This is a genomic window from Halomonas rhizosphaerae, from assembly GCF_030012485.1.
Lineage (GTDB): Bacteria > Pseudomonadota > Gammaproteobacteria > Pseudomonadales > Halomonadaceae > Halomonas > Halomonas rhizosphaerae.
The window spans coordinates 64,558-79,778 of record NZ_JASCQQ010000034.1 but is presented as its reverse complement, the minus strand read 5'-3'; the positions used below and the strand labels follow the sequence as shown (position 1 = coordinate 79,778).

The 15,221-nt window shown below is 69.5% G+C and carries 13 protein-coding genes; 6 read left to right on the top strand and 7 right to left on the bottom strand.

Features of this window, described 5'->3' with window-relative positions:
- Positions 1-116: 116 nt before the first annotated feature.
- From QLQ86_RS15825 to norR, 4 genes are all read right to left on the bottom strand, one after another.
- Entirely contained in the window at positions 117-3,218 is a 3,102-nt protein-coding gene (locus QLQ86_RS15825; RefSeq protein WP_282817600.1) for an efflux RND transporter permease subunit, read from the bottom strand.
- Positions 3,215-4,597 (bottom strand): efflux RND transporter periplasmic adaptor subunit, encoded by a 1,383-nt coding sequence (locus QLQ86_RS15820; protein ID WP_282817599.1) that lies wholly within the window; start codon positions 4,595-4,597, stop codon positions 3,215-3,217. The genes QLQ86_RS15825 and QLQ86_RS15820 overlap by 4 nt, the downstream gene beginning before the upstream one ends.
- On the bottom strand, positions 4,594-5,211 hold the full coding sequence (locus tag QLQ86_RS15815; protein ID WP_282817598.1) for a TetR/AcrR family transcriptional regulator: 618 nt from the start codon (positions 5,209-5,211) through the stop codon (positions 4,594-4,596). The genes QLQ86_RS15820 and QLQ86_RS15815 overlap by 4 nt, the downstream gene beginning before the upstream one ends.
- A gap of 108 nt (positions 5,212-5,319) precedes the next feature.
- The gene (gene norR, locus QLQ86_RS15810) at positions 5,320-6,855 is read right to left on the bottom strand and encodes a nitric oxide reductase transcriptional regulator NorR (protein ID WP_282817597.1); all 1,536 of its coding nucleotides are present in this window, start codon (positions 6,853-6,855) and stop codon (positions 5,320-5,322) included.
- A gap of 153 nt (positions 6,856-7,008) precedes the next feature.
- On the opposite strand from norR, the gene ytfE reads away from it, so the two are divergent.
- Positions 7,009-7,665 (top strand): iron-sulfur cluster repair protein YtfE, encoded by a 657-nt coding sequence (gene ytfE / locus QLQ86_RS15805; protein ID WP_282817596.1) that lies wholly within the window; start codon positions 7,009-7,011, stop codon positions 7,663-7,665.
- A gap of 60 nt (positions 7,666-7,725) precedes the next feature.
- Positions 7,726-8,343 (top strand): hemerythrin domain-containing protein, encoded by a 618-nt coding sequence (locus QLQ86_RS15800; RefSeq protein ID WP_282817595.1) that lies wholly within the window; start codon positions 7,726-7,728, stop codon positions 8,341-8,343.
- Positions 8,344-8,413: 70 nt separating this feature from the next.
- Here the strand turns inward: QLQ86_RS15800 and QLQ86_RS15795 are convergent, their stop codons facing one another.
- On the bottom strand, positions 8,414-8,842 hold the full coding sequence (locus tag QLQ86_RS15795; protein ID WP_282817594.1) for a globin: 429 nt from the start codon (positions 8,840-8,842) through the stop codon (positions 8,414-8,416).
- 199 nt (positions 8,843-9,041) lie between these two features.
- Here QLQ86_RS15795 and ubiU point away from each other — a divergent pair, with 199 nt between their 5' ends.
- The 4 genes from ubiU (at position 9,042) to QLQ86_RS15775 (ending at position 12,148) form a co-directional block, all read left to right on the top strand.
- Positions 9,042-10,037 (top strand): ubiquinone anaerobic biosynthesis protein UbiU, encoded by a 996-nt coding sequence (gene ubiU / locus QLQ86_RS15790; RefSeq protein WP_282817593.1) that lies wholly within the window; start codon positions 9,042-9,044, stop codon positions 10,035-10,037.
- A 21-nt stretch (positions 10,038-10,058) separates the two neighbouring features.
- A complete protein-coding gene (locus QLQ86_RS15785; RefSeq protein WP_282817592.1) occupies positions 10,059-10,991 on the top strand; it encodes a U32 family peptidase in 933 nt (310 codons plus the stop codon).
- Positions 10,988-11,734, top strand: a complete 747-nt coding sequence (locus QLQ86_RS15780; RefSeq protein WP_282817591.1) for an anaerobic ribonucleoside-triphosphate reductase activating protein — start codon at positions 10,988-10,990, stop codon at positions 11,732-11,734. The genes QLQ86_RS15785 and QLQ86_RS15780 overlap by 4 nt, the downstream gene beginning before the upstream one ends.
- Positions 11,735-11,869: 135 nt before the next feature.
- Positions 11,870-12,148 (top strand): hypothetical protein, encoded by a 279-nt coding sequence (locus QLQ86_RS15775; protein WP_282817590.1) that lies wholly within the window; start codon positions 11,870-11,872, stop codon positions 12,146-12,148.
- A gap of 92 nt (positions 12,149-12,240) precedes the next feature.
- On the opposite strand, the gene QLQ86_RS15770 is transcribed toward QLQ86_RS15775, so the two are convergent.
- Both QLQ86_RS15770 and QLQ86_RS15765 read right to left on the bottom strand, forming a co-directional pair.
- The gene (locus QLQ86_RS15770; protein ID WP_282736695.1) at positions 12,241-12,993 is read right to left on the bottom strand and encodes a ribonucleoside-diphosphate reductase; all 753 of its coding nucleotides are present in this window, start codon (positions 12,991-12,993) and stop codon (positions 12,241-12,243) included.
- Positions 12,994-13,047: 54 nt separating this feature from the next.
- Positions 13,048-15,159 (bottom strand): adenosylcobalamin-dependent ribonucleoside-diphosphate reductase, encoded by a 2,112-nt coding sequence (locus QLQ86_RS15765; protein ID WP_282817589.1) that lies wholly within the window; start codon positions 15,157-15,159, stop codon positions 13,048-13,050.
- Positions 15,160-15,221 lie beyond the last annotated feature (62 nt).

Genomic DNA, 15,221 nt, shown 5'->3' with positions numbered 1-15,221 from the left:
GTTGACAAGCGCGAGCCCCGTGGGCCCGCCATTAACAAGCATAAAAGATACTTCTTTAAAGTTAGCCAAGGGCGCAGCGGCGTCAAGGCGGTCCCGGCTGGCCCCGCCCCATGTCGCTACGCCTCGGCGGGCGCCCTGCGCGCCCAGCCCCAGTCGTCGAACAGCACGTAGAGCGCCGGGATCACCAGCAGCACCAGCAGGGTGGCGCTGAGCAGGCCGAACACCACGGCGATTACCAGCGGCTTGATGGCATCCGCCTGGCTGCTGGTCTCGGCCAGCAGCGGCGCCAGGCCCGCGATAGTCGTGGTGGAGGAGATCAGGATGGCACGCAGCCGGTCGCGGCAGGCCTGACCGGCGGCCGCTGCCGCGTCCAGGCCCCGCTCGCGGTGCGTCTTGATGAAGTGGATCAGCAGGATGGCATTGTTGACCACGATGCCGGCCAGCGAGGCGGCGCCGATCAGCGAGGGCATGGAGAGGTAGTAGCCCATGATCACGTGCCCCCAGAGGGCGCCGATGAAGGCCAGCGGGATCGAGAGCATGACGATCAGCGGCTCCACGTAGCTGCGGAACTGGAAGGAGAGGATCAAGAAGATCCCCACCAGGCCGATCAGCAGCCCACGGGCGATGGAGCCGCCGGTCTCGGCGGAGCTGGCCACCTGCCCCTCGAAGGTGACCGCCACCTCGGGATGGCGCGCCTCGAAGTCGGCCAGCCAGCCGCTGCCGACGAGGTCGTCGACGATGGCCTGGCCGCTGGCCTGGCGGGCGTCCACGTTGGCCTCCACGGTGACGGTACGCCGCCCGTCGATGCGGGTGATACGCGCCCACTCGCGGCGCTCGGCGACCTCGGTCACCACCGAGAGCGGCACCCGGCTGCCGTCGGGGAGCATCAGGGTCTGGTCGGCCAGGTCGTCGAGACCGTCGCGGTCGGCCTCGGCCTGGCGCACCAGTACCTCGATCTCCTGCTCGCCGATGCGCTGGGTATCGGCGATCTCACCGAGCAGGCCGGCACGCAGCTGACTCGCCACCTCCTCGGCGGTGAGCCCCAGGCCGTGGGCGCCCGATGCCAGGGAGTAGGCGCGCTGGGGCTTGCCCAGGCGCTGGTCCTCCATGACGTTGTAGACCGCCGAATAGCCCTCGAGGCGCTCGGTCAGCTCGAGCGCCGCCGCCTTCATGGCCTCGAGGTCCTCGCCGGTCAGGCGCACCTCCACGGGCACCCCGGCGGGGCCGAACCCCGGTTCCTGGATGATCAGGCGCTGCACCCCCGCGATCTCGCCGATCGCCTCCCGCCACTCGGCGGTCAGCGCATCCAGGGTCAGGGTGCGCCGCTCGGCGGTGAGCAGGTCGACGCTGACCGTGGCCACGTGGGGACCGGCCTCCCGGGCGCTGAGATTGTGGTTGAAGCGCACCTGGATCGCCTCGACCAGCGCCGCGCCTTCGGGCTGCCCGGGCGAATGGCGTGCATCGAGCTCGCCCATGGCCGCCTCGACCCGCTCGGCCACCGCCTCGGTGCGCTCGAGCGGCGTGCCCTGGGGCATCAGGATGCGTGCCTCCAGGACGTCACCGTCGATATCGGGCATCGCCTCGCTGCCGACGTGACCACCGGCCATAAAGCCGACAGACGCTAATAGCAGGGTAACTACGAGCCCCAATACCGCATGACGGAAACGGATCGCCCGGTCGGCCAGCCGCCCCACGCCCTCGCGGAAGCGCTCGAAGCCGCGGTCGAAGGCGCTGCGAAAGCGGGAATCATGGCCCTGCTGCAGGTGCGTCACACTGCCCTTGAGATGGTGGGGCAGGATCCAGAACGCCTCGACGAGGCTCGCCGCCAGGGCGGCGATCAGCACCACCGGCAGCACCTCCAGTACCGCCCCCAGCTCGCCGGCCAGGAAGGAGAGCGGCACGAAGACCGAGGCGGTGGTCAGGAACGACGACAGCACGCCGGGCAGCACCTGACGGGTCCCCGCCACCACCGCCTCCAGCGGCGTGGCACCCTCCCTGGCGTGGACGGCGATGTTGTCGGTGATCACGATGGCGTCGTCCATGACGATGCCGATGGCCATCAGCAGGGCCACCAGGGTGATCATGTTCAGGGAGAGGCCGGCGAGCCCCATCACCAGGAAGGCCCCCATGAAGGCCGCGGGCAGCCCCAGCACCGCCCACAGCGCCAGCCGCGGGCGGAAGAACAGGCTCATCACCAGCACCACCAGCGCCAGCCCCATGACGCCGTTGCCCACCAGCATCTGCAGGCGGTCGCGGACGATGCGGGTCATGTCCTGGGTCAGGGTCAGCGTGATGCCACCATCGAAGCGGCGGTGCTCTGCCTCGATCAGCCCCTCGAGGCGCTCCTTCACCGCCAGGGCGTCGTCGCGCAGGCTCTTGCTCACCTCCAGCACCACCGCCGGTTCGCCGTTGAAGCGAATCTTCTCCTCCTCGCGTTCGCCGGACTCGGTCAGGCTGGCGATGTCGCCCAGGGTGAGCTCACCGCCGGCCGGATCGGACATCACCACCAGGCGCGAAAGCTCGGCAAGCGAGCGGCGCTGGTCGGTGAAGCGCAGCAGGATATCCTGCTCGGGGGTTTCCAGGGTGCCCAGCGGCAGGTCCAGGCTCTGGGCCGAGATCCGCCGCGCCAGCTCGCGGGCCGAGAGGCCGTGCTGGCCGAGCACCTCGCCGGGCACCTCCACCTGCCACTGGCGCTGGGACATGCCGTGGATCGCCACGTCCGCCACGCCGGGCAGCGCCATGATGCGCTCCTCCAGGCGCAGGGCGTACTCCTCGAGCTGGCCGGCGGGCATGTCGGATGACACCGCGACCGCCGCCACCAGGTCGCTGCGGTGCAGCTCGCGCACCACCGGTGGGTCGGCCCGGGCTGGAAACTCGCTGATGGCACCGACCTCGGTGTCGATCTCGCCGAGAAAGCGCAGGGGATCGCCGCCGGCCTGCATGGTGGCGGTGGCGCTGGCCAGGTTGTCCTGGGCCACGCAGACGAACTCGTCGAGGAACTCCACCCCCTTCACCGCCTCATGCAGGCGGCGGCACACGGCGTCCTCCACGTCCGCGGCGCTGGCCCCGCGATAGACCACCTCGACGCTCGCCTCCACCGGGCGGTAGTCGGGGAAGGTCTCGCGCTTGAGCGACGGGGCGGTGAAGAGCCCGGCGGCGAGCAGCAGCACCAGCAGCAGGTTGGCGGCAGTGGGGTGGGCGGCGAACCAGCGGATCATGGCTGCGCTTCCCTGTGTCCTTCACCCAGCGCCTGCTCGGCGATACGTGTCTCCAGGGCCTCATCGCGACGCGGGGCGAGGGCCATCCCGGCGATCGCCGCGGGCAGGTCATCGACCACCACCCTCTCGCCCGGGGCAAGGCCGGTCGCGATCACCGCCAGGTTGCCCAGCTCGAAGGCCACGCTCACCGCGCGCCGTTCGAGGCGCGCCTCGGCGTCCACCAGCCACACCTCACCCTGATGCACCGCACTGGCCGGTATCACCAGCCGAGGCTCAGGGCTGGGCGCGGACAGCCGCGTACGCACGTACATGTCGCGCTGTAGCGGAGGGCGATCCGGCGGCCGAGCATCGCGGTAGGGATGATCGACCCGCACCACCACGCGTACCGTACGGGTGGCAGGATCCAGCCCGCTGGCCACGCGCACCAGTTCCCCCGACCAGCCCACGCCCTCGGCGCCGGCCAGGAAGAGTTCGGCCTGCACCGCCGAGAAGTCCATTCGCTCGTCCAGGTCCAGCCCCTGGCCGACGGGTTCATCGGGCAGGATCGCGGCCATCAGGCGACGCATCATGGCGATGGGAATATGCGCCTCCACCTCGGCGGCGGCCAGGCTCTCGGCCTGGAACAGCCGCTGCCCGGTGCCGACGAACTGGTGCAGCTCCACCTCCACCTCGGCCAGGCGCAGGTCATAGGGCGCCTCGAAGCGAGTGTCGGCCAGGTCCTGCCGGGCGTGGGCCAGGCGCACCGCGGCGCGCTCACGCTGCGCCTCGAGCACCTCGCGCCGTGCGGGCAAGAGCGCCAGGCTGTTCTCCAGGGAAGCCACCGCCTGGCGCTGGCCCAGGGTGCTGCGGCGCTGCTCGTCGCGTCGTGAGCTGGAGACCGAGCCGCTGGCCGCCAGGCGCTCGATGCGCCCCAGCTCCTGCTCGGCCAGGGCGAGCGCCTGCTGTTCCAGCTCCAGCAGGCGGCGGGTGTTCTCCTCCTCGGCCTCGAGCTGGGCCAGCTCGCCGGCCAGGCTGGCCAGTTCCGCCTCGGCTTCGGCAATGGCCAGCTCATAGCGGCTGGGATCCAGTGCCACCAGCAGGGTGCCCTCGGGCAGCAGGGTGCCGCTCTCCAGTTCCGGATGGCGCTCGACGACGCGCCCCGCCACGTTGGCCGTCGCCTGCCAGGTCTCGGCGGGACGCGCCACGCCGTGGCCGCGCGCTTCCAGGCGCACGTCCAGGGGGCGGACCTCGACGATCCTGACCGGGGTGGCGGAGGCCGCCGCCTCCTGGCGTTCGGGGGCCTGCCGGTTGGCCACGAAGACGACCAGCAACGCCACGCCCATGACGACGCCGATCAGCACCGCCAGCCCCCGCCCCAGCCGCCGTATCGAGGGCCTCATGGATCACCTCCCGCATCCGCGCGAATGCCGTGTCGGTAGAGCTCGAAGGCCGCCGGCGCCCGGTCGACGATGCCTGCCACGTCGTCAGCGATCAGCGACTGCAGCACCAGTCCCTGGACGCAGCCGATGAACTGGGTCGCCGCCGCATCCAGGTCGAGCCCGGGGCGCAGCTGCCCTCGACGCCGGGCCTCCTCGAGCAGGCCCAGCAGGCGCCGGCGATAGCGTTCCAGCAGTTCGCGCACCAGTCGACTGGCGGCCGTGGGCCGCGGGTGCTGCAGCTGGCCCATCAGCAGCCGCGGCACCCCCGGGTGCTCGGCGATGAAGGCCACGTGGGCGAGGAACATCGCCTCTAGGGCAAGCAGAGGGTCCTCGACGCCCTCGGCGGCGGCGGCGATCCTCGCCATCACCCGCTCGGCGACCCAGGCCACCGCCGCCTCCCAGATGGCCTCCTTGCTGGCGAAGTGGCGAAACAGCGCCCCCTGGGTGACGCCCATGCGTCGGGCGATACGCCCGGTGGTCAGGGTGGCGGGTTCCTCACGGCCGCATAGCTCGATGACGGCCTCCACGGTGCGCTCCCGACGCTCGTTGGCGGGGAGATGCTGGCGCTGCGACATGCTCGAGCCTCAAAAGATAGTAATCAGTTACTATCTAGCACTGGGTCGATGCCTCCGCCAGCGGAAAGCCGCCGCGGGATGACCTCGATCAAAGGGCAGTGGAAAGGCTCAGCCCCCCGGTTTCAGCCCCAGTCGCCTGGCCAGCTTGTGCAGGTTAGAGGGGTCCAGCGCCAGGCGCCGAGCCGCTGCCGCCCAGCGGCCGTCGCAGGCGTCCAGCGCCTCGCGGATCGCCCGGCGCTGGGCCCGTTCCACGCTCTCGCGCAGGCTCGATGCGGCGACCTCAGCGGCGTGCTCCGACGCTTCCGGTGCTCCCCCGCCTCCCCCCTCGGGGACGGGCAGGTCGAGCCAGGCTGGCGCCAGGGTGATGATCTCGTCGCGCCGCGCGCCGTGGCTCAGGGCCTTGATCGCAGCGCGGCTGATCACATGCTCCAGTTCGCGCACGTTGCCAGGCCACGCATAGGCCAGCAGCATCTCCTCGGCGTCCGCCGAGAGGCGCAGGCTGCGCACCCCGAGCCGGGTGCGGTTGATCTCCAGGAAGTGGCCGGCCAGTACCAGCACGTCGCTGCCCCGCTCGCGCAGCGGCGGAATGGCCACCGGATAGACCGACAGGCGGTGATAGAGGTCGGCGCGGAAGCTGCCGTCGCGTACCGCCTCGGCCAGTTGCCGGTTGGTGGCAGCGATGATGCGCACGTCGACACGCCGCGGGACATCCTCGCCCAGGCGCTGCACCTCGCCCTCCTGCAGGGCGCGCAGCAGCTTGGCCTGGACCGGCAGCGACAGCTCGCCCACCTCGTCGAGCAACAGGGTGCCACCGTCGGCCGCCTCGAAGCGCCCGGCGCGCTCGGCGGTGGCGCCGGAGAAGGCCCCCTTCACATGGCCGAACAGCTCGCTCTCGGCCAGCGACTCCGGCAGGGCGGCGCAGTTGACCTGCACCAGCGGGGCGGCGTGTCGAGTAGAGCGACGGTGGAGACGGCGGGCAAAGAGCTCCTTGCCCACCCCGGTCTCGCCACTGAGCAGCACCGGCAGGTCCACTCCCGCCACCACATCGAGCTCGCGCAGCAGCCGCTGGAGTTCTGCGCTGTGGCCGAGGATATCGCGCGCCTCGGGGGCCGCCAGCGGCAGGCCGCTCTCCTGCTGGGCCATGCGCAGGGCGCGCAGGTCACGCTCCAGGCGGCTGACCCGCACCGCCGCCTCGACCAGCAGCGCATAGCGTTCCAGGGCCGCCCGGTCGGCGGTACCGAAGGTCCCCGCCTCCAGCGCATCAAGGGTCAGTGCCCCCCAGGGCTCGCCCTCCACGTGCAGGCTGATCCCCATGCAGTCGTGGACATGCAGCGGCTGGCCGGGCTGCTGCTCCACCAGGCCATCGTAGGGGTCGGGCAGGCTGGCATCGGGCGGGAAGAGGGTGGTGCGCCGACTGGCGAGGATGGTGGCGAGGCGTGGATGCTGGGCCACCTCGAAGCGCCGTCCCAGCGCCTCGCGCACCAGGCCGTCCACGGCCAGTGGCACCAGGCTGCCCTCCTCCAGGCGCAGCAGGCAGACGGCGCCGCAGCGAAAGCCTTCGCGCAGGGTCCGTACCAGGCGCTGCAGGCGCACCGCGCTGGGCAGGTCGGCGACCAGGTCCGCCAGCAGGGTCTCGTCGAGCATGGTGATATTCACCTTCAAGGGTTCTATCTACCCTAATCGATTCGGGTATTTTTCACCATCATGGCCGCAAGGCCCCATAAAACAGGCCGCTGGAAAATGGCACGCCGCTTGCTCCATGTAGACCGTCACCTCTCTGACCAAGGAGCTCCTGCCATGAGCCTGATCGAACAGACCGTCGGCCGCACCGCCCTGACCCTGCCGGGTGCCACCCGGGTGTTTCGCGACCACAATATCGACTTCTGCTGCGGTGGCCGCATCAGCCTGCGCGAGGCCGCCGAGCGCATCGGCCTGGCCCCCGAGGCGCTGGTGGACGCGCTCGAGGCGTTGCCGTCCGGGGCCAGCGACGAGCGCGACTGGCAGTCGGCCAGCAACGACGAGCTGATCGACCATATCCTGACCCGCTACCACGACGTCCACCGCCAGCAGCTACCCGAACTGGTGCGCATGGCCCGTCGCGTCGAGCAGGTCCACGGCGAGCGTGACACCTGCCCCAACGGCCTGGCCGACCTGCTCACCACGATCTACCAGGAGATGGAGAGCCACATGCAGAAGGAGGAGCAGATCCTCTTCCCGATGCTGCGCCGGGGCATGGGCGCCCAGGCCCGGGGGCCCATCGCGGTGATGCGCCACGAGCACGACGACCACGGCGAACATCTCGAGCAGCTGGCGACGCTCACCGACGACATCACCCCACCCAAGGGCGCCTGCACCACCTGGCGCGCGCTCTACACCGGGCTGCACGAGTTCCGTGACGACCTGATGCAGCACATCCACCTGGAGAACAACCTGCTCTTCGAACGCGCCGGCTGAGCGCCAGGCGCACCCAACCGCGACGCGTCGCCATGCCGGTGGCGCGTCAGGGAGGCCACCATGAAAGCCATCGTTCTCGAACGCCTGCACGCCGACCACCATCGCTATGCGGCGCTGCTCTGCATCCTCGACCGCCAGCTGCATATCGCGGCCTGCGACGAGTTCCCCGACTACCGACTGCTGGCCAGGCTATGCCACTACCTGACCCACCAGCCCGAGGAGTGGCACCATCCGGTAGAGGATGTCCTCTTCGCCCGTCTGGCCGGCTGCCATGCGCAGAGCGGCGAGCTGCTGGCGGTGCTCAGCGAGGAGCACCGGCGGATCACCCGCGATGGAAACGAACTCGAGGCGAGCTTCCGCCGCCAGGCGGATGAGGTACCGGAGGATGAGCTCGACCCCGGCCGACTCAACCTGGCTCGCGCCTTCAGCGAGCTCTATCACCATCACCTGCACAGCGAGAACCGCCACCTCTATCCGCTCATCGAGCGCTGTATCCCCGCCGCCGAGTTGGATGAGATGTCGCCCCGCATCCCGCTTGCGAGCCCCGCCGAGGGCAGCCCCGGCTTCCAGAAGCTCTACCGGCAGATCGCCGATCACCACACCGGGCTGCGTCTGGGCCACAGTGAACAGGCCGACTTCTGCCCGCTCTGCGACGCCAGGCCGGCGACCGCTTCCTGATTCGCCAATCTGCTGATTCCATGGTATCGGCCCCCATGGACATCCGCCCATGGGGGCTCGTTGCACCGGCCTAGTCGCAACGGGTGCCGCGGTCGTAATGGAAGGTCATGAAGACGATGCCCGGCGTCATCACCAGCCGCCAGGCCAGCTCCACCTCGTCATCGAACTGCTCGTCGAAGGTGCGAACCGTGTCGATCAGGGTCTCGAGCCAGAGGTCATAGAGCGCCGGGGCGATGTCGAGGTGGGCGCGATCGTGGCTGATCGCCACCTGCTGCAGGTAGTAGTCGGCATGGCTCGACGCGTAGAACGCCAGCAGGTGATAGAAGGCCTTCTTGAGCATGGCCCGCTGGCGCGCCATGTCGGTATGGCGAAACTTCACCGCCACCTCCGGGGAGGCCGCAAGAAAGCGCTCATAGAAGGCCTCGAAGAACGCCTGTCCCTCGACCTCCCGGCTCAGGACCCGCACGTAACTCGCATCGAACAGCCGTTCAATGTCCATGACCACCCCGCCTGATGAGCAGGCCTGACCCAAGACTAGGTCAGACACTCGCGCCAGGCCTTGCCGGATGTCGGTCGCATGGCCCCGGCATGACCTGCATCACGCCACCGGCGAATGCCGCCTCGCCATGACGCCAGTCAAGGGCCCGGCTGGGATGGTCGACTAGCATGGTCGGGTTTTCATCGAGAGGAGTCTCGCCATGGAGCTCGTCTGCCCCGCCGGCAACCTGCCCGCCCTGAAGCGTGCCGTGGACGAGGGCGCCGATGCCGTCTACTTCGGCTTTCAGAACACCACCAACGCCCGTCAGTTCGCCGGCCTCAACTTCACCGACAGGCGCGCCCGGGAGGGCATCGACTACGCTCACGCCCGCGGCAAGCGGGTGTTCAGCGCCATCAACACCTATCCCCAGCCGGACGGCTGGGCGATGTGGACTCGCGCCGTGGACCAGGCCGCCGAGCTGGGCGTCGACGCCCTGATCATGGCCGACATGGGGCTGCTCGACTACGCCGCCCGCCGCCATCCGGACCTCGCCCGCCACCTCTCGGTGCAGGGCTCGGCGACGAGCTTTGAGGCGCTGCGCTTCTACCACGAGCAGTTCGGCATCAGGCGCGCCGTGCTGCCCCGCGTGCTCTCCATCACCCAGGTACGCGACCTGGCGAAGCAGAGCCCGGTGGAGCTCGAAGTGTTCGCCTTCGGCAGCCTCTGCATCATGGCCGAGGGGCGCTGCTACCTATCGTCGTACCTCACCGGCGAGTCCCCCAACACTCGCGGCGTCTGCTCGCCGGCGGCCCATGTGCGCTGGGAGGAGACCCCACGGGGCCTGGAGTCACGCCTCAACGGCGTGCTGATCGACCGCTACGCCGAGGGCGAGCGCGCCGGCTACCCGACCCTGTGCAAGGGGCGCTTCGAGGTGGGGGGCGAGACCTACCACGCCATCGAGGAGCCCACCAGCCTCAACACCCTGGAGCTGCTCCCGGAGCTTCGCGAGCTGGGCATCAGCGCGGTGAAGATCGAGGGCCGCCAGCGCAGCCCCGCCTACGTCTCGAAGGTCGCCGGCATCTGGCGCCAGGCACTGGATCGTGTCGGCCGGGCCCCCGGGCACTTCCACCCCGACCCCACCTGGATGGCCGGTCTCGGCGAGCTCTCCGAGGGCGCCACCACCACCCTGGGTGCCTACGAGCGCCGCTGGAAATAGCGTCACCTCACAGGAGCCACCATGCCGACTTCCTCCTCTCCCTCGTCTTCCCTGCAGCTCGCCCTGGGCCCGGTGCTCTTCTACTGGACCCGCGAGCACTATGCCGACTTCTACCGCGAGGCCGCCGACTGGCCCGTGGAGACCGTCACCCTGGGCGAGACGGTCTGCTCCCGGCGTCGCGACATGAAGCTCGACGACTGGCTGGGGCTGGGCCGCGAACTGGCCCAGAGCGGCAAGCGGGTCGTGCTGGCCAGCCAGACCCTGATCGAGTCCGAGGCGGACCTGCGCGACCTGCGCAAGCTGTGCGACAACGGCGAGTTCACCGTCGAGGCCAACGACCAGAGTGCGGTGCAGCGCCTCTCGGCGGCAGGCCTGCCCTTCGTCGCCGGCGCAGCGCTCAACCTCTACAACCCGGCCACGCTCGCGGTGCTCTCCCGTGCCGGCATGCAGGGCTGGCAGGCCCCGGTGGAGATGTCCCGCACCGATCTAGCCCGGCTGCTGGCCGACTGCCGCGAGCAGGGGATTGAGGCCCCCTGCGAGGTGTTCGCCTACGGCCACCTGCCGCTGGCCTGGTCGTCGCGCTGCTTCACCGCGCGGCGCCACCAGAAGCCCAAGGACCGCTGCCGGTTCGTCTGCCAGAAGTACCCCCAGGGCCTGGCACTGCGCTCCCAGGAGTCGAGGGAGGTCTTCACCCTCAACGGCATCCAGACCCTCTCCGGCGCCTGCCAGGACCTGCGCCACGAGGTGGGCGACATGGCTGAGATGGGCGTCGGGATCGCCCGGCTGAGCCCGCGGCCCGAGGGCATGGCCGAGGTGGTCAGCGCCTTCGATGCGGCCCGGCGCGGCGCGCTGCCCGCCCCCGACCCGCTGGCCCTGGTGGACGCCGAGGTCTGCGACGGCTACTGGCACGGGCGGCCCGGCATGGACAACACCCGCGGGGGGGCCGCGCCATGATCGGGCCGCTCCTGCGCCTTGAGCCGGCCGAGGCAACCGACATCCGCCTGCCGGTGGCGAGCCTGACCGCGTCGAGCATGGCGGACTTCCCGGGCCGGCGCGCCGCCGTGATCCATCTCCAGGGCTGTCCCCTGCAGTGCGGCTACTGCGAGGTCAGCGAGATGGCCAGTCCCCGCCGCGGCGAGCCCGGCGAGTGGGAGGCGATGCGCGCCTTCCTGGAGGCCCGGCCCGACGGGCTCGACGCCGTGGTGTTCAGCGGCGGCGAGCCCAGCCTGCATGCCGACCTCCCCCGTGCCATCGCGCAGGCGCGCGAGATGGGACTGGCCGTGGGTCTGCATACTGCTGGCCCCTACCCGGAGCGCCTGGCCGCCCTGCTGCCGCAATTGGACTGGGTGGCCCTGGACGTCAAGGGCCGCGGGCGGGACTTCGACCGGGTCTGCGGTCGCCGCGGCATCTGGCAGCAGCATGCCCGCAGCCTCTCGCTGCTGCTGGAGGGCGACACTCCCTTCGAGTGCCGCACCACGGTGCACTGGCAGGACTTCTCCCTGGAGGACCTGGAGCGCCTGGCCATGACACTCGCCGACTGCGGCGTGCATCGCTATGCCCTGCAGGTGGCCCGCGTGGAGCGCTGCCGCGACCCCGACTACTGCCTGCCGGTGGCCGGCGCCCCGTCCCGTGAGGCCCTGGAGGCACTGGCCCGCCGTCTACGCCCCCACTTTGCCCGGCTTACGCTGCGTCATTGAATGGGCCGAGGCCAGTGATCAGGGAACTCCTCGTCTCCCGTCGCTGCCCACTGTGAGGCGAGCCGTCACCCCAGGCCCCGGGGACGGAACAGACGGCTCGGACACACTTACCGCCAACGCAGCAAGGAGCGATGCATGGAAATCATCATCGAGAACGTCAGCATGGCCGACGAGGAATTTCACCAACTCATCAGCGGTGAGACCGGCGATGCCCTTCGACAGACGGCCAAGAACTACCTGGGGAGCCAGGGTCACACCGAGAACGAACTGGCCCGGCTAAAGGCGGCCGGTGGCGCGGAGTATGAAGAGTTGCGTCGGGCCATGACCGATCACGCCATCGAGGTGGTCAGCCTGCCGCCGACAGACTGGCACATCCGTATGGATATCGACTTCGACGGAGGCAAGAAGGCCTAAACGAGGGCGGGCCTCGCCAGGGGACCGACAACGACCGGCTCCCCGGGGCCGCCAAGGCGGCTCCAAGGGGCGGCCGTGATACCGGGATCCGGCTAACCACACTTGGACCAGCCGCACCCGGAGTAGCAGGTGGGGCAGCCGTCCATCATGATCAGCTCGCCGTTGCACTCGGGGCAGTGGCCCACCACGGTAGGGCCATCACCCTTGGCACGGGAGGCCTCCTGGGCCTTGCGCTCGGCCTGCTCGATCTCCTCCGCAGTGGGCGGCTGCCAGGGATGGCCGCTGGCCAGGCGCTGGGCATAGCGGCTGACCAGTTCCTCCACCGGCACCTGATTGCCGTCCTGGTCGAGGAAGCCGCGGCGAAAGAGGATCTGCTGGATCGACCAGGCGATGGCCGCGACCTCGGAGTCATGGAACATCGGCTTGCCCCAGCGATTCATGCCGCAGCGCACCAGCCCCTTGTCCCAGGCCACCTTGCGCAGGTCGGCCACCGCCTGGGTGACGTAGCCGCCGCGGGCGGCCAGCGACAGGCTGCGCATGGTGGCGGTGATCCACTGGTGCTCGCTGGAGAGCTGGCCGGAGGGGAAGAAGAACTCCACCGGGCGCTCGATCACCACCCGCTTGCCGTTGAGCACGCCTTCCACGGGCATGAACGACACCAGCAGGTAGACCTTCTTGCGCCCCTCGGCGCCGACGTAGGAGATCTTCTCCGACACGGCCTCCAGGGTGCCCTCGGGGCGCGAGGGGATGCGCACCGTGAGCGGGTTCTCCTCGGCCAGGGGCGGCTCTTCCACCGCCTTCTTGACGCTGTAGGACACGATCTTGGAATTGATCTCGACGGCCATCAGGGGGCTCCTCCGGAAAGTTGGTGGTTGACGCTGGGCATCAGGCAGATCGGCTTACCACTTGCCATAGGTGCCTTCCTTCAGCGCGTCGTAGAGGTTTGCCGCGTTGTGCTCCTCGCCGTCATAGATGACCTTCTCGTCGCCGGCCAGCTCCACGGTCTCGCCGTTCTCCAGCTCGAAGACGTAGGTGGTGTTCTTGAGGTCGTCCTCGCGCACCAGCACGCCCTGGAAGGCCTCCGGGTTGAAGCGGAAGGTGGTGCAGCCCTTGAGCTTGCTGGCGTAGGCGTCGAGGTAGAGGTCCTTGAACTCCTCGAAGGGGAACTCGGTGGGCACGTTGACCGTCTTGGAGATGGCCGAGTCGACCCACACCTGGGCCGCCGCCTGCACCGCCACGTGCTGCTTGGGGCTCACCGCGTCGGCGGTGATGAAGTAGTCGGGCAGGTCGCTCTCCACAGCGTCGGCGGCGATGAAGTGGCGATAGGCGGCCAGCTCGAAGGAGACCACCTCGACCTGCTCCTTGGTCTTCTTGCCCGACTGGATGACATTGCGGAAGTAGCGGTGCGAGAAGGAGGGTTCGATGCCGTTGGAGGCGTTGTTGCCCAGCGACAGCGAGATGGTGCCGGTGGGCGCGATGGAGCTGTGGTGGGTGAAGCGCGCGCCGTGCTCGGCGAGTTGCGCGACCAGTTCCGGCTCCACCTCGGCGACCTTCTGCATGTAGCGGCTGTACCGCGCATGCAGGATGCGGCCGGGTACCTTGTCGCCCACCTCGTAGCCGTCCTGCTTGAGCTCGGGGCGCTCGCGCATCATCCGCGGGGTGATCTCGTAGTCCTCGGCCAGGGCCGGCGCCACGCCCTTCTCGCGGGAGAGTTCGAGCGCCTGCTTCCAGCCCTCCAGGGCCAGGTTGCGGCTTACCTCCTCGGTGAAGGCCAGCGACTCGGGGGAGCCGTAGGGGATCTTGAGCATGGTCAGGGTGGAGCCCAGGCCCAGGAAGCCCATGCCGTGGCGGCGCTTGGCCTCGATCTCCTTGCGCTGCCCTTCCAGGGGCAGGCCGCTGATCTCCACCACGTTGTCGAGCATGCGGGTGAAGATCGCCACCACCTGGCGGTAGCGCTCCCAGTCGAAGCGGGGCTTCCTGCCGAAGGGGTCGATGACGAAGCGGGTCAGGTTCACCGAGCCGAGCAGGCAGGCGCCCTCCGGCGGCAGCGGCTGCTCGCCGCAGGGGTTGGTGGCGCGGATCTCCTCGCAGAACCAGTTGTTGTTCATGCGGTTGACCTGGTCGATCAGGATGAAGCCCGGCTCGGCGAAGTCGTAGGTCGAGGCCATGATGGTGTCCCACAGCTCGCGGGCCTTGATCACCTCGACGATGCGGCAGGCCACGCGCCCCTCGGCGTCGACGGTATAGCCCTCCTCGATCACCGGCCAGTCGCGGTAGATCAGCTCGCCCTCCTCGACATCGTCCTTCTCGCCCTCGTGGAGCGGGAAGGCCAGCGGCCAGTCGGCGTCCTGCTTCACCGCCTCCATGAATTCGTCGGTGATCAGCAGGCTGAGGTTGAACTGGCGCAGTCGGCCCGCCTCGCGCTTGGCCTCGATGAACTGACGGACGTCGGGATGGCCGACGTCGAAGGTGCCCATCTGGGCGCCGCGGCGCCCGCCCGCCGAGGCCACCGTGAAGCACATCTTGTCGTAGATATCCATGAACGCCAGCGGGCCGTTGGTGCCGGCGCCGGCGCCGAACACGAAGGCCCCCTTGTGGCGCAGGGTGGAGAACTCGTAGCCGATGCCGCAGCCCGCCTTGAGGGTCATGCCGGCATCCACCACCGAGTCGAGGATGTCGTGCATGGAGTCACGGATGGTGCGCGAGACGGTGCAGTTGATCAGGCTCACCGCCGGCTTGTAGGCCTCGGCGCCGGCATTGGACATGATCCGCCCGGCCGGGATGGCCCCGTTCTCCAGCGCCCAGCGGAATCGGGGCAGCCACTCCTCCGCCTTGTCGCCCTCCACGGCCGCCAGGGCCCGTGCCACGCGATCCCAGGTGGCGGTGACGTCCTTGTCCACGGGGTGGCCGTGACGGTCCTTGAGGCGGTACTTGGCATCCCAGATGTCGCGGGAGGGCAACTGCAGGGGCACCTCGTTGGAGGTCTTGACGGCCTTGGCGGATGTGCTCATGCGGGGGTCTCCAGAGCGGTTTCGTCGTTTTCGGTGTAACGCTTTCGGTCTTCGGATGCCGC

What these genes read in the sequence shown, in the direction of transcription:
- QLQ86_RS15775 (WP_282817590.1), top strand. Translation starts at nt 11,870, where the DNA reads ATGGAAATCATCATCGAGAACGTCAGCATGGCCGACGAGGAATTTCAC.
- QLQ86_RS15825 (WP_282817600.1), bottom strand. Translation starts at nt 3,218, where the DNA reads ATGATCCGCTGGTTCGCCGCCCACCCCACTGCCGCCAACCTGCTGCTG.
- QLQ86_RS15780 (WP_282817591.1), top strand. Translation starts at nt 10,988, where the DNA reads ATGATCGGGCCGCTCCTGCGCCTTGAGCCGGCCGAGGCAACCGACATC.
- QLQ86_RS15770 (WP_282736695.1), bottom strand. Translation starts at nt 12,993, where the DNA reads ATGGCCGTCGAGATCAATTCCAAGATCGTGTCCTACAGCGTCAAGAAG.
- QLQ86_RS15785 (WP_282817592.1), top strand. Translation starts at nt 10,059, where the DNA reads ATGCCGACTTCCTCCTCTCCCTCGTCTTCCCTGCAGCTCGCCCTGGGC.
- ytfE (WP_282817596.1), top strand. Translation starts at nt 7,009, where the DNA reads ATGAGCCTGATCGAACAGACCGTCGGCCGCACCGCCCTGACCCTGCCG.
- norR (WP_282817597.1), bottom strand. Translation starts at nt 6,855, where the DNA reads ATGCTCGACGAGACCCTGCTGGCGGACCTGGTCGCCGACCTGCCCAGC.
- ubiU (WP_282817593.1), top strand. Translation starts at nt 9,042, where the DNA reads ATGGAGCTCGTCTGCCCCGCCGGCAACCTGCCCGCCCTGAAGCGTGCC.
- QLQ86_RS15820 (WP_282817599.1), bottom strand. Translation starts at nt 4,597, where the DNA reads ATGAGGCCCTCGATACGGCGGCTGGGGCGGGGGCTGGCGGTGCTGATC.
- QLQ86_RS15800 (WP_282817595.1), top strand. Translation starts at nt 7,726, where the DNA reads ATGAAAGCCATCGTTCTCGAACGCCTGCACGCCGACCACCATCGCTAT.
- QLQ86_RS15795 (WP_282817594.1), bottom strand. Translation starts at nt 8,842, where the DNA reads ATGGACATTGAACGGCTGTTCGATGCGAGTTACGTGCGGGTCCTGAGC.
- QLQ86_RS15815 (WP_282817598.1), bottom strand. Translation starts at nt 5,211, where the DNA reads ATGTCGCAGCGCCAGCATCTCCCCGCCAACGAGCGTCGGGAGCGCACC.
- QLQ86_RS15765 (WP_282817589.1), bottom strand. Translation starts at nt 15,159, where the DNA reads ATGAGCACATCCGCCAAGGCCGTCAAGACCTCCAACGAGGTGCCCCTG.